Origin of the sequence: Actinomyces viscosus (genome assembly GCF_900637975.1) — a bacterium.
In the GTDB taxonomy this organism is placed as follows: domain Bacteria; phylum Actinomycetota; class Actinomycetes; order Actinomycetales; family Actinomycetaceae; genus Actinomyces; species Actinomyces viscosus.
This window is the reverse complement of the sequence record NZ_LR134477.1, coordinates 2,581,456-2,594,613: the sequence shown is the minus strand read 5'-3', so window position 1 is coordinate 2,594,613 and position 13,158 is coordinate 2,581,456. Positions and strand designations below refer to the sequence as shown.

The window sequence follows — 13,158 nt, the reverse complement described above, 5'->3', positions numbered from 1 at the left end:
TTGGGGTCTATGACCTCGATCAAGTTGTCCCTCCAGGAGCGAGACTTTGACGAGCTGGTTGAGCATTCGGCACGACTGGCTCAGGCCGATGACGAGATGCGCTGGGCTCTCATCCAGGCCCGTAAGGAGGCCGGCCTCTCGCAGCGAGACGTTGCCGAGATGATGGGAGTGAAGCAGCCAACAGTCGCTGCCTTTGAGAGTCAGGACAATGATCCTCGGCTCTCTACTCTGCGTCGTTACGCGCTCGCCGTCGGGGCGAGTGTGGGGCATCGGGTGACTACGTGGGGTCGCACATCCTTCGAGTCGGAGAGTTGGACGCCCATCCAGGCGCCCAGTGAGGGTTGGCCGATCGTGACGGATAAGAGCGCTGGCGGTCCTCTTCCGGTCCGGCCTGAGCGAACGGTCCCGCTCGTCAGTGACTTTGCCGCAGCCGCATGAGTGCTGACCGGCGCTACGAGAACGCTCGCGACCTGCTCCCAGTCCTCGAGCTGAATCGGGTCACCGCCTACGAGGTCGCAGGCAAGCGAGTTCCCTCCTCTGAAACCACCGAGATCAAGAGTTCGATGGAGTCGATGATCGGTGGCGAGGAAGGGGTGGCCTTCATCTTCCGGGTCCGGCAGCGAGTCAAGACTGACGAGGCCGAAATCACCGCAGACTTTGAAGTTGAGTACCGGTTCAGCGAGCCAGGTGGCCAGATCTCAGAGGACGCTCTGGTTGAGTTCGCTGAGAAAGTGGCGTTCATGGCGCTCGTCCCCTATCTCAGAGAATCGGTTCACACGACTGCCATGCGTCTTGGTGTGCAGCCGCCCCTGCTAGGAATGGTGCGCCAAGGTGAGTTCCGGCTGCGCGCTGAAGACGAGATCGTCTCGGGCAGAGATCCTCAGGATTAGCCGGATCGAAGCCACTGGCTGCAGCCCCAACGCCGCCCGGTGTTGGGGCTGTTGGGTAGCGTGAGCCCATGACGACACCCGAGATGACTCGCCCCCGCCCGACGGCGCCGCCCGTCTACCGTGACGGCCCGTCCAAGATGTCGGAGGTCAATGCGCGCCCCTGGGGCGTAGACGACGTTCTGGACTCCGTCTTCTTCGCCATCGCCGCCGTCGCCACACTCTGGCTGGCCTGGCTGCTCATCGGCTCGGGCTGGCACCTCGAACCGGCGCTCGTGGTCAACTCCCTGCTGTTCTGGGCGGTGCTGGCCTACCTCGCCCTGCCGCGCCTCCACCAGGTCCTCACCTGGCTCTACGTGCCCGACTACTTCATCGGCCGCACCCGCACCCCCGACGGGCTCCTGGGCGACCCGGTCAATCTCGCGGTCAAGGGCGACGAGGAGGACATCCACGAGGCGATGGTGTCCGCCGGCTGGGTGCGCGCCGATCCCATCACGTTCCGCTCGTCGTGGCGCATCGTCCTGTCCTCGCTGCTGCGCCGCTCCTACCCGGCGGCCCCCGTCTCCAACCTCCTGCTGTTCGGGCGCAAGCAGAGCTTCGCCTACCAGAAGGAGGTCGAGGGCAACCCCTCCCAGCGCCACCACATCCGCTTCTGGTACTGCCCGCCCGGCTGGGTCCTGCCCGGCGGGGGCCGCGTCGACTGGCTGGCGGCCGCCACCTACGACCGCGCCGTCGGCCTGAGCGTCCTCACCCTCCAGGTCACCCACAAGATCGACGCGGACATCGATATTGAGCGCGACTACGTCGTTGACGACGTCCGCTGGGCCAACGAGGCCGCCGAGCTCGAGATCTGGCCGGAGTTCTTCACCTCCTACCACGACAAGAACGGGGGAGGGGACCAGGTGGTCACCGACGGCGCCCTCCACATCCTCGACCTCAACGAGGTGGTGCCCGGATCCGACTCCGGGCTCTCCCTGCGCCAGGCCCACCTCGCCGACCTCGAGGCCCGACGGCGCCGCCCCAGCCAGCTCGTCATCGCCCTGATCCTCATCGGGCTCACGATCGTCGTCGAGCTCGTGCGCGTCACCCGCATCGACGTCGACGACCTGTTGGTCGCCGCTCCGGTCGCCGGTATGGACCAGGGCGCCATCACTGCGGTCGTCGCCGTCATCGCCATAGTGTCGGCCGCCATCACGCTCGTCACCGCCGCCCTGGGCGTGGCGGCCTGGCACGGCCATCCGCGCGGGCGCATCGCCCTCATGGCCACTCTCGTTCTGGGCATCATCACTGACATGGGGCAGGTCTCCAGCCTCGGGGTCCGACAGGCCACCCTCGGCCTGGTCGTCACCAGCGCGCTCCAGGTCCTGGCTCTGCTGGCGCTCTCCGCCCGGCAGGTCCACGAGTGGGAGCGTGCCCGCAAGGAGGAGCGCCGCGCCGCCCGGACCGACGACCGAAGCGTCTCCGTAGGGTAGGTCACTCGACCATTGCCGGATCCGGGCTTGCCGCCCGCGCAATACGTGGATACGCTATATCTATAGATGTTTAACATCGCTAATACGATGAGTGAGATGAGGACAGGAACATGACTGCTGACAACACGACCGACAACACGACGCACGTCCTGCTCGGAGGCAACGGCTACCTCGGCCGGGAGGTGACACGCCAGTGGCTCGCGGCGGACCCCCACGCACAGCTCCTGGTGGTGTCGAGCTCCGGGCGCAACGAGCTCACCGACCCCCGGGTGCGCAACATCGCCGCGGACGCCCGCTCCTACGAGTCCCTTGCGGGGGTCCTTCCCGAGCGCTTCGACACCATCGTCGACTTCCTGGGCCGGCCCGACAAGGACCCGCAGGCTCTTGAGGACATCAACGCCCGGCCCGCTCGGGCCATGCGCCGCCTGGCCGAGGAGCGAGGGGCCCTGGCGATGGGCGCCGTGGGCGGCCGGCTAGGGCCGGGGTCCTTCACCCGCATCAAGAAGCAGGTCCTGGCCGAGCTCGCCGCCTCCTCGGTGCCGCTCGTCAGCGTCGAGCCCACGGTGCTCTACGGCGCCGGGCGCAGTGACGCCCTGGCCCGGATGGTGCCCCTGTTCAAGTTCCTGGGACTGTTCTCCTCCCGGTTCGCACCCGAGCGGGTGGAGGATGTGGCGGCGACAATGGTCTCCGGGCTGCGCGGCCACCTGGCTCGGCAGTGATCGCAGTGATCGCCAGTGACCCGGAGAACCGCGGAGGAGCTGGAGAAGGAGAGCGCGTCTCATGAAGATGAACCGCAGCACTGAGCAGGCGGTCTTCGTCGTCCTGATGCTCGCCCTGCAAGAAGGGCGCCGTCCGGTCGCCAGCAGCACTCTGGCGAGCATCCTCGGGGTATCGGACTCCTACCTCAAGAAGGTCCTGCGCACCCTGGTGGTGGCCGGCCTGGTGGAGGCCAGCCCGGGCCGCGAGGGCGGCTTCACCCTGGCCCGCCCGGTCGAGGAGCTGACCTTCGGCGACGTCTTCACCGTCATGGAGAGCATCGAGGCGCCGGCCACCACGCCCGAGCTGGCCCGCAGCATCTTCCCGCCGTCGGCGCACCTGGACCGCAGCATCGCGCTCGTCGAGTCGACGATGGCGCACGCCTCCGAGGCCTTCGTGCAGGCGCTGTCCGACCTCCCGCTCACGTCCCTGCTGGACAAGGGCGCCTATGAGGAGGGCAGTGTGGACTGGACTCACCGCAGCGGGGCGGCGTAGGGCTGCGTAGGGCTAGGTGTTGTGGGTCGGGTTGCGGAAGTCCGTCGGGCGTCGTGGACGCACCATAGGGCTCGCGGGCTGACCCTCACAGATGAGTCGCCGGGCCCGATGGTGCGTCCACGGCGAGGCGGCCTCCTCTGTTCTCCGCACGGCGCATCCGGTTCCTCCTGGGTCCCGGTGAGCAATAGGCTGCGTTCATGAGCGAGTACCTGGCAGGACCGCAGGAAGACAGCGCCAGCAGCGCCGGCAGTACCGACCCGGCAGATCGGGCCGGCCGGCGCACCAACCACCGCGACGACTCCCGCCCAGTTGACGGCGGTCGAGAGCACGTGCGCTTCGGCATCCCCTTCAACGGCGTCGTCCCCATCTGGCACGACGACGCCACCATCACCTGGCACCGGCCCGCCGACGGCACCGACCTGTCCAGCGTCCTGGGGATGGGCCTGGTGGAGTCCGAGCCCGGCCCGGCCGAGGCCCCGGCCGGCTGGCAGGAGCACGTCGAGACCGGCACCCTCACCGACTCCGGGCGCCTTCTGCTGCTCAAGGCCGCGACGCCGTCGGGCCGCCGCGCCATCAACGACCCCGGCGACGGCGCCCCCGTCCCCTTGGAGGCGCCGCTGAGCTACGAGGAGGCCATGGAGGGGGTCTTCGACGTCGTCAGCTTCGGCATCCACATCGGCCGCATCATGCTGCGCGCCGCCCGCGACGGCGGCATCATCCTGTTCACCCTGCGCGCGCCGCGCGACCCCGAGCCGCACCACATCCTGTCCGTGCCCGCGCAGGTCGACGACCGCGGTGTCATGAGCTTCCACCTGGGCACCCTCCAGGAGATGGAGGGCGGCGCCTGGGACGCCGCCACCCACCGCGACGGCATGTCCCTGCTCGACCTCACCGTCCCCTACGCCGATCTCGTGGCCGAGGCCGGCCTCGACGGTGAGGAGGGGCTCGACGCCGACAGCGTCCTGGAGATGGCCCAGCCGGTCATCCAGTGCATCCTCAAGCCCGGGTTCCCCTTCGCCCTGGGCGCCTCCATGCTCCTGCCCGAAGGGGAGACTGAGCCGGACTGAGCAGAACGAAGCGGCGACCGCCGTGTCCGCGCGCACCACTGAGCGGCCCTTGCGCTCACGGCAGTCCTAGGTGGCCGGCGGGGCGGTCGAGCCGCGCACGATGAGCTCGGTGGGGATGACGATGCTGCGGCTGCCGTCCATCGTCCCGGAGGCCGCCTGCTCCAGCACCAGCCCCACCATCTCGCGGCCGTGGCGCTTGAAGTCCTGGCGCACGGTGGTCAGCGGCGGGAAGCTGAACTCCCCCACGGCCAGGCCGTCGAAGCCGACGACCGAGACGTCCTGCGGCACGCGCCTGCCCTGCTCGTGCATGGCCCGGATGAGCCCCAGGGCCAGTTCGTCGTTGGCGCAGAAGACGGCCGTCACCTCCGGGTCAGCGGCCAGGCGCAGGCCGGCCTCGTAGCCCGCGGCGGCCTCCCAGCCGCCGGGCACCGGCTCGGGAACCTCCCGACCCGCCTCCTGCAGGCAGCGGGCCCAGGTGGCTCGGCGAACGAGGCTGGACTGGGAGTCCTCGGGGCCGCACACGTGGTGGACGGTGCGGTGCCCCAGCCCCAGAAGGTGCTCGACGGCGTCGCGCACCCCGCCGGCCTGGTCGGCGCTGGCCGAGGGGTAGTAGTCCACGAGCGTGGAGTCCGAGACCGCCACCGGCATCGCGGGCGGCAGGACCAGGTGCTCGCGCCCGGCCTTGCCGGCCTGTACGACGACGAGCCCGTCGATGGCCTGGTGGGAGAGCCGGTAGACAGCCTCGCGCAGGTCGTCGGAGGCGGGACGCTCCACCTGGACGAGGTTGACGGCGTAGTCGGCGGTAGTGGCGGCCTCCAGCACTCCCGCCGTGGTCAGGGCCTCTCCGGTGCGCTGGATCTGCTGGGTCAGCACGCCGATCGCCTTGAAGGAGCCTCGGCGCAGGGCCTGCGCGGCACGGTTGGGGGTGTAGCCGAGCTGGTTCATCGCCCGCAGGACCCGCTCGCGGGTATCGGGCCGGACGTGCTCCGAACCGGCCGCCACGCGCGAGACCGTCTGGGCCGAGACGCCGGCTAGGCGAGCCACATCGCTCATCGACGGCGCTCCCTGTGCGCCCCGGCTCCGCCCTGGCATGACGCGAGGTTATCAGGATTGTCAGGGGTATCCTCAGCCTGACTTCGTGGTGACGTTACCATACCATTCCTCCTCCGAGGTTGAGGAAGTCGAAACTGTGTCGGTAGATCTGCCTCACAGGGGAAGATTACGTCTATCATGTTAACGTCAACACCAGGACGTTGCACCGCTGCGCGTCCTCTGTTCCCCCAACCCCCTTCAGGGAGCCGAACAATGATCGTTCCTAGACACTTCGAGGACCTCGGCGTCCTCCACGAGCACACGCTGCCGCCGCGCTCCTACTACGTGCCCGCCTCCCGCCCCATCGCCACCAGCCCGTGGAGGCGCGAGGACTCCGACCGCTTCCACCTGCTCAGCGGGCAGTGGGCCTTCCGCTACCTGCCCAGCGTCCATGAGCTGACCGAGGCCTTCTGGGAGCAGGACGCCCCCGAGGCCTCCGGCGACGACGCGGCCCCCGGCGAGGCCGCCTCCCGCCCCGTCCCGGAGGGCTTCACCCGGATCCAGGTGCCCAGCACCTGGCAGCACCTGGGCTACGACCACCACCAGTACACCAACGTGCGCTACCCCATCCCCTTCGACCCGCCCCACGTCCCCCAGGACAACCCCTGCGGCGCCTACATCCGCGACTTCGAGTACACCCCGGACCCCGCCGCTCCCAGCACCTACCTGACCTTCGAGGGCGTGGACTCCTGCTTCTACGTGTGGCTCAACGGCACCTACGTCGGCTACAGCCAGGTCTCCCACGCCTCCGCCGAGTTCGACGTCACCGAGCTCATCCGCCCCGGCGCCAACCGCCTGGCCGTCCTGGTCCTCAAGTGGTGCGACGGCACCTACCTGGAGGACCAGGACAAGTTCCGCACCAGCGGCATCTTCCGCGACGTCTACCTCCTGAGCCGCCCGGCCGCCGTCCTGTTCGACTACGTCACCACCACCTCGCTCGGCCCGGTGGTCGGCAGCGGGTTCGACGCCGGACCGGCCACCGCCGTCGTCAAGATCCAGGGCGCCTACCGGGGCGGGTCCGTCCCCACCCGCGTCGAGCTCATTGACCACGACGGCGCAGTGGTCGCCTCCGGTGAGCTGGAGGCCTTCGCCGGCGACGACGGCTACACCCACCGGGCCCGCCTGAGTATCGAGGCCCCCTACCTGTGGAGCGCCGAGAACCCCTACCTCTACACCCTGGTCCTCACCACACCCGACGAGGTCATCACCGACCGGGTGGGCATCCGCGAGATCGAGGTGAGCGACGCCGTCGTCCACCTCAACGGCAGGCCCATCACCCTGCGAGGCGTCAACCGGCACGACTCCGACCCGGCCACCGGACCCGTCGTCGGCCTGGAGCACATGCAGTGGGACCTGCGGCTGATGAAGGAGCACAACATCAACGCGGTGCGCAGCTCCCACTACCCCAACGACCCGCGCTTCTACCAGCTGTGCGACGAGCACGGCCTCTACGTCATGTCCGAGGCCGACAACGAGAGCCACGGCACCCAGAGCCGCTTCCTGGCCGACCCCTCCTGGGACAACCAGGTCGAGCACTGGAACGAGCCCATCGCCGACAACCCCGAGTGGACCGAGGCCACCGTCGACCGCATGAGGCTGTGCGTCCACCGCGAGAAGAACCGCCCCAGCGTCATCTCCTGGTCGGCCGGCAACGAGTGCTCCTACGGCTGCACCCTTGAGGCGGCCCTCATGTGGGCCAAGGAGTTCGACCCCACGCGCCTGACCCACTACGAGAGCTCCTACTACCGCGATTCCAAGCGCCGCTACGACTACTCCTGCATCGACCTGTACAGCCGCATGTACCCCGCCATCGAGGAGATCCGCGACTACCTGGACTCCGACCCGGACAAGCCCTTCATCCTCGTGGAGTACTGCCACGCCATGGGCAACGGCCCCGGCGACCTTGAGGACTACTGGGAGATCATCCGGGCCGACGAGCGCATGTGCGGCGGCTTCGTGTGGGAGTGGTGCGACCACGCGGTGACCGCCGGGACCAGCGGCGACGGCCGCCCGATCCACCTCTACGGCGGCGACCACGACGAGGCCGTCCACGACGGCAACTTCTGCGTCGACGGGCTCGTCTCGCCCGACCGCGTCCCCCACCCCGGCCTGGCCGAGCTCAAGAACGTCCAGCGCCCCGCCCGCGTCGTCGAGTACGACCAGGACGAGGGCCTGCTCACCATCCACAACGACCTCGACCACACCGACCTGTCCCAGTACCTGCGCATCTCCTACGAGGTGCTGTGCGACGGCGTCGTCGTGGACCGCCAGGACCTCGACCTGGTCGAGCCCGTCCCGCCGCACACGAGCGTCATGCTGCGCTGCGAGCCGGAGGTCCCGCGCACCGGGCGCTGCCACCTGCTGGTCACCTACCGGCTCGCGCGCCCCGACTCGCTGCTGGCCGCCGGCCACGTCCTGGGCTTCGACGAGATCCCGCTGCGCAACGCCGACAAGCGACACCGGTGGGTCGCCGCGCTCGCGGACCGCCCCATCGGGGAGACCCGTCTGCCGGTCAGGCGCGAGGGGACCCGGATCGAGGTCGAGACCGACAAGCTGCGCTGCGCCATCGACACCCGCACCGGCCTGCCCGTGTCCCTGGCCGCCCAGGACCGCGAGCTCCTGGACCGTCCGGTCGAGCTCAACATCTGGCGGGCCCCCACCGACAACGACCGCCACGTGCGCCTGGAGTGGGAGCGCGCGCACTACCACCAGGCCGTGGCCCGCGCCTACGGCGTCGACGTCGACGAGGAGCCCGGCCGCGTCACCATCAGCGCCAACGTCGGCCTCGTGGCGCCCTCGGTCCAGCCCGCTCTGCGCGGGCGGCTCATCTGGACCCTCACTGACGACGGCGTCCTGAGCCTGAGCATGCGACTGCGCCGGACGTTGGGCTTCCCCAGCCTGCCGCGCCTGGGACTGCGCCTCTTCCTGCCCGAGGCGATGAACCAGGTCGACTACTGCGGCCTGGGTCCGCAGGAGAGCTACGTCGACAAGCGTCGCGCCAGCCACCACGGGGCCTTCAGCGCCGACGTCGTCGACCTCCACGAGGACTACATCCGGCCTCAGGAGAACGGCAGCCACGCCGACTGCAACAAGGTGATCGTCTCCGGGGGCGGCCTGAGCCTGGCCGTCGTCGGGCCGACTCCCTTCTCCTTCAACGCCTCCCGCTACACGCAGGAGGAGCTGGCCTCGCGACGGCGCAACACCGACCTGACACCGTCGGGAAGCACGGTCCTGTGCCTGGACGCCGCCATGGCGGGCATCGGGTCCAACAGCTGCGGGCCCGCCCTGCGGCCCCGCTACCAGGCCGACAGCCAGGAGCTGGGAATGGAGCTCCATTTCCTGCTCAACCCCCTTACCCACACCAGCACTCACAACGAGGTGAACCCATGAGCAGTGACAAGGCCGGCGCGTCCGGCAGCACGCAGGGCAGGCCGACCGCTGGAACCGCACTGGAGGCGGCCAGCGAGCGGAAGTACCTGAAGTGGTACAACAAGGTGGGCTACGGCTCGGGCGACGTGGCCGGCAACGTCGTCTACGTGCTCCTGTCCGCCTTCGTCATGATCTACCTGACGGACACCGCCGGGCTCAACGCGGGCGTCGTCGGCACCCTCATGATGGTCTCGCGCCTGTTCGACGGGTTCTCCGACATCATCTTCGGGGCGCTGCTGGACCGCACCAGCACGCGGATGGGCAAGGCCCGGCCGTGGATGCTGTGGGGGTTCGTAGGCTGCGCCGCCATGATCATCGCGATCTTCGCGATCCCCACGAGCCTGGGCGACACCGCCAAGTACGCCTGGTTCTTCATCGCCTACACGCTGCTCAACGCCGTGTTCTATACGGCCAACAACATCGCCTACTCCTCACTGACCGCGCTCATCACCCGCAACAGCGACGAGCGCGTGCAGATGGGCTCCATCCGCTTCATGTTCGCCTTCGGGACGAACCTGCTCATCCAGAGCATCACCGTGGGCGGTGTGGCCCTGTTCGGCGGCGGCGCCGTCGGCTGGCGGACCATGGCGATCATCTACGCGCTGCTCGGCCTGGCGGTGAACACCCTGTCGGTGCTCTCGGTCGAGGAGCTGCCGCCCGAGGAGCTGGAGAGCGAGGACGAGCCCAAGGACGACAAGCTTTCGGTGGCGGAGTCGGCCAAGCTGCTCCTGTCCAACAAGTACTACCTCATCATCCTCGTCGTCTTCCTGCTCACCCAGATCTTCACGGCCATGCTCAACATGGGCATCTACTTCATGACCTACATCCTGAACGACGCCAACCTGCTGGGGACCTTCGCCTGGGCCATCAACATCCCGCTCATCGTGGGGCTCATGGTCACACCGGTCGTGGTGAGCAGGTTCGGGGGGATGTACCGGATCAACATCGTCGGGTACGTCATCGCCACCGTGGGGCGGCTCGGGGTGCTCGTGGCGGCCTACACGCACAACATCCCGCTCATGCTGGTCCTCTCCGGTATCGCGGCCCTGGGTATGAGCCCGCTGCAGGGCACGCTCAACGCCCTCATCGCCGAGGCCTCGGAGAACACCTGGCTGCGCACCGGCAAGCGCATCGACGGGCTCATGTTCTCCTGCACGTCCCTGGGTGTGAAGGTCGGTGGCGGGCTGGGCACGGCCGTGTCCGGGTGGCTGCTGGCCGCCTCCGGCTACGACGGGCACCTGGACGTCCAGCCGGGCTCCGCCATCCAGATGCTCTACGTCATGTACGTGTGGTTCCCGCTCGTGGCCAACGCACTCATCCTCTTCCTGCTCACCCGGCTCGACGTCGAGAAGGTCAACACCGGGCTCAAGGAGCAGCTCGACGCCCAGGCGGCCGGAAAGGCCGGCGAGGGTGCTGACGGTGAGCCGGCCGCTGCGGGAGCAGCGGGGGAGGCAGGGGAGTCCGCCGACGCCGTCGAGAGCCTGGGCTCCGCGGCCGGGATCAAGAAGGGCGACGACTCGACGAGCTGAGGCCGTGAAAACCGCCGTCATGACTCGCGGGCGGGGGTGAGACGGGGGCGAAGCGGACAGTGACGCCAGGGCCCCCGCCCGTGCTCCCCGGGCGGTGTGCAGGTTGGGTTCCACCTGCGCACCGCCCGCTTTCCTCGGTTCTCGAGAGCGTGCTCCTTTCTCGAGGACTTCCCTTCCGCTCGGGTAGGCCTATTCACGTGGCCGGCCATGGGTGATCCTGCCCTTGGTGGGTGCAGGGGACACCGCGTTCGAAGGGGGTAACGGAGACGCCGAGTCCGTACCTTGAAGGCTCGAACCGGAGCCTGGCTCCCGAGCGCAACGCTCACGGCGGGACTCAGCGGCCAAGAGTCACCCGGAGGGCCCAGGTCATGCCGCTGTCGTGTCCACAGAAATGACACTGGGGCCTCAGCACCTGGATTCGAGTTGACGGATCGGCGTAATTCCAACAATTCACCAGCGCCGCACCCGCCATGACCGCTTCAATGTCATTTCTGTGGACACCAGAGTCCGCAGACCCATCGCAGTTCAAGAAAGGTGGCGGAGACTGCCATGAATAATCCTCGTTCAATAGTAGGCGCAGAATCGAGGCTTCCGATAGATAGATTAAAGAGCGATTCATAGCCGTCATGGATTTCTGAAATCGGCATCACCTGCGTTCCTCCAATGCGACTACGACGAATCCGTCGTCTTGGTCATCAGACATCTACAGGCTAGGCTTACCTTGGTTGCAGAGGTCAGACACTGATTCGTGACATGGAGGCGTGTGTTTCTCGCCAACCTGCTTATTGCCTTACGGGAGGGTTTAGAGGCCGTCCTCGTTGTCAGCGATTATCATCGCCTACCTGATTAAATCCGGTCGGCGCGACGCCCTGCCCAAGCTGTGGGCGGGTATTGGTCTGGCCGCACTCATTCCGCTGTCCGTCGGCGCCGTCGGCCTGGTGACTTGGATGATCTTCTGGATGGGCAGGAACGCCCGCGAGCTCAAGGGTGAGCTGGAGGGCTCACTGGCCAGGACCCTCGCCGGGGGCGGCTCCGGCTGGGGCGTCGTGTGGATCGCCATCGTCGCCGTCGGCCGTGAAGAAGTCGAGACCGCCCTGTTCATCTGGGCCACCGTGCGCTCCAGCATCGAGAGCTCCGTCATGCAGACCACGGCGGGCGTCGTCACCGGCCTCGTCCTGGCCGTTGCACTCGGCTTTCTCATCTACCAGGGCGCGGTGCGCATCAACTTCCGCGTCTTCTTCGCCACCACCGGATACTTCCTGGTCGTCGTCGCTGCGGGCATCGTCGCCTACGGCGTCGGCGACCTCCAGGAGGCCGGCGTCCTGCCCGGCATCATGAACCACGCCTGGGACCTGTCCACCCACCTGCCGGCCAGCACCTCGCCCCTCTACTGGCTCTACGTGCTGCTCCAGGCCATGTTCCAGCTCAACCTCCAGCCCACCGTGCTGCAGGTCGTGGGCTGGAACCTGTACATCGTGCCGCCCCTGGTGCTCCTCACCCTCCAGATCCGGGGCCGGTGGCTCTCACCGCCCCGCCAGGTCGAGGCCGTCGTCGAAGCCTCCTGACCTCCCCGCAGACCCTTCTCCCATCACCACCTCTTCACGAAGGAAAACCATGCCCACCATCAAGCGACGCAACGTGCTGGCCCTCCTCCCCCTGACCGCCATGGGCCTGGGGCTGGCCGCCTGCGCGGACAACCCCAGGAACGCCAAGGGCGGCGCCTCCGGCCCCGGCACCACCACGAAGCTCACCACCTCCCTCAAGGAGGGCACCTACTATGCCGCCTGCAAGCCCAACATGGTCGGCGAGCTCAAGGGCGTCACCCAGCTGACGATCACCAAGGGCGCCTCCATCGACATCAGCGCCGCCGAGTCCTTCGGGCTCAAGGAGGCCGGTGACCTTGACGCCGCCCGCCAGAAGGTCGCCGACCAGCTCAACACCGACACCAAGTCCCTCTACGACCTCGTCTACGGCAACATCACCGGCACCGGCGGCAAGAAGTTCGAGCTCGAGCTCGAGGACGTCGCCAACGGGGCCTCCTCCCTCCTCGAGGAGGTCGCCACCACCAAGATCGTCGGCGAGGAGGAGACCTTCTCCCGCACCGACCTCTAAGACTTCCAGGCCAACGTCGAGGGTGCCAAGGTCGCCTACGGCAATGTCGAGGACCTCATGAAGAAGAAGGACGCCAAGCTCGCTGAGAAGATCACCTCCCAGTTCAAGGCCGTCGAGGACCTCGTCGCGGCCCAGGCGACCGGGGAGACGGCTGACGGCCGCAAGACCTACAAGGACTACTCCACCATCGCCTCGGTCCAGAAGGACGCCGGCGAGGCCCCGGACAAGAACTCCTACACCGACGTGCAGCGCAAGTTCTCCGACGCCGTCAACGCCCTGAGCGAGTCGCTGTCCAAGGTCGTCGGAACCGTCCTCTGAG

Annotated in this window: 9 protein-coding genes and 2 pseudogenes; 10 read left to right on the top strand and 1 reads right to left on the bottom strand. The window is 68.0% G+C overall.

What is annotated here, in order from left to right; genetic code table 11:
* Positions 1 to 9 precede the first annotated feature (9 nt).
* The 6 genes from EL340_RS15995 to EL340_RS11080 all read left to right on the top strand — a co-directional run bounded on the left by EL340_RS15995 (position 10) and on the right by EL340_RS11080 (position 4,677).
* On the top strand, positions 10 to 438 hold the full coding sequence (locus tag EL340_RS15995; RefSeq protein WP_126414610.1) for a helix-turn-helix domain-containing protein: 429 nt from the start codon (positions 10 to 12) through the stop codon (positions 436 to 438).
* The gene (locus EL340_RS11100) at positions 435 to 890 is read left to right on the top strand and encodes a hypothetical protein (protein ID WP_126414609.1); all 456 of its coding nucleotides are present in this window, start codon (positions 435 to 437) and stop codon (positions 888 to 890) included. Before EL340_RS15995 ends, EL340_RS11100 begins: the two co-directional genes overlap by 4 nt.
* Positions 891 to 958: 68 nt before the next feature.
* Positions 959 to 2,359, top strand: a complete 1,401-nt coding sequence (locus tag EL340_RS11095; RefSeq protein WP_232023034.1) for an LssY C-terminal domain-containing protein — start codon at positions 959 to 961, stop codon at positions 2,357 to 2,359.
* A 110-nt stretch (positions 2,360 to 2,469) separates the two neighbouring features.
* Positions 2,470 to 3,078, top strand: a complete 609-nt coding sequence (locus EL340_RS11090; protein WP_126414608.1) for an NAD-dependent epimerase/dehydratase family protein — start codon at positions 2,470 to 2,472, stop codon at positions 3,076 to 3,078.
* A 61-nt stretch (positions 3,079 to 3,139) separates the two neighbouring features.
* A complete protein-coding gene (locus tag EL340_RS11085) occupies positions 3,140 to 3,610 on the top strand; it encodes an RrF2 family transcriptional regulator (protein ID WP_126414607.1) in 471 nt (156 codons plus the stop codon).
* A 197-nt stretch (positions 3,611 to 3,807) separates the two neighbouring features.
* The gene (locus EL340_RS11080; protein ID WP_164719387.1) at positions 3,808 to 4,677 is read left to right on the top strand and encodes a hypothetical protein; all 870 of its coding nucleotides are present in this window, start codon (positions 3,808 to 3,810) and stop codon (positions 4,675 to 4,677) included.
* Positions 4,678 to 4,743: 66 nt separating this feature from the next.
* Here the strand turns inward: EL340_RS11080 and EL340_RS11075 are convergent, their stop codons facing one another.
* On the bottom strand, positions 4,744 to 5,730 hold the full coding sequence (locus EL340_RS11075; protein WP_126414606.1) for a LacI family DNA-binding transcriptional regulator: 987 nt from the start codon (positions 5,728 to 5,730) through the stop codon (positions 4,744 to 4,746).
* 252 nt (positions 5,731 to 5,982) lie between these two features.
* Between EL340_RS11075 and EL340_RS11070 the strand changes: the two genes are divergently transcribed.
* From EL340_RS11070 to EL340_RS15830, 4 genes and pseudogenes are all read left to right on the top strand, one after another.
* Positions 5,983 to 9,159: a glycoside hydrolase family 2 TIM barrel-domain containing protein gene (locus tag EL340_RS11070; RefSeq protein ID WP_126414605.1), complete on the top strand. Its 3,177-nt coding sequence runs from the start codon at positions 5,983 to 5,985 to the stop codon at positions 9,157 to 9,159.
* On the top strand, positions 9,156 to 10,727 hold the full coding sequence (locus EL340_RS11065; RefSeq protein ID WP_126414604.1) for an MFS transporter: 1,572 nt from the start codon (positions 9,156 to 9,158) through the stop codon (positions 10,725 to 10,727). Before EL340_RS11070 ends, EL340_RS11065 begins: the two co-directional genes overlap by 4 nt.
* Positions 10,728 to 11,490: 763 nt before the next feature.
* Positions 11,491 to 12,292, top strand: a pseudogene (locus tag EL340_RS11060) (FTR1 family iron permease).
* A gap of 49 nt (positions 12,293 to 12,341) precedes the next feature.
* A pseudogene (locus tag EL340_RS15830) lies at positions 12,342 to 13,157 on the top strand (imelysin family protein).
* Position 13,158 lies beyond the last annotated feature (1 nt).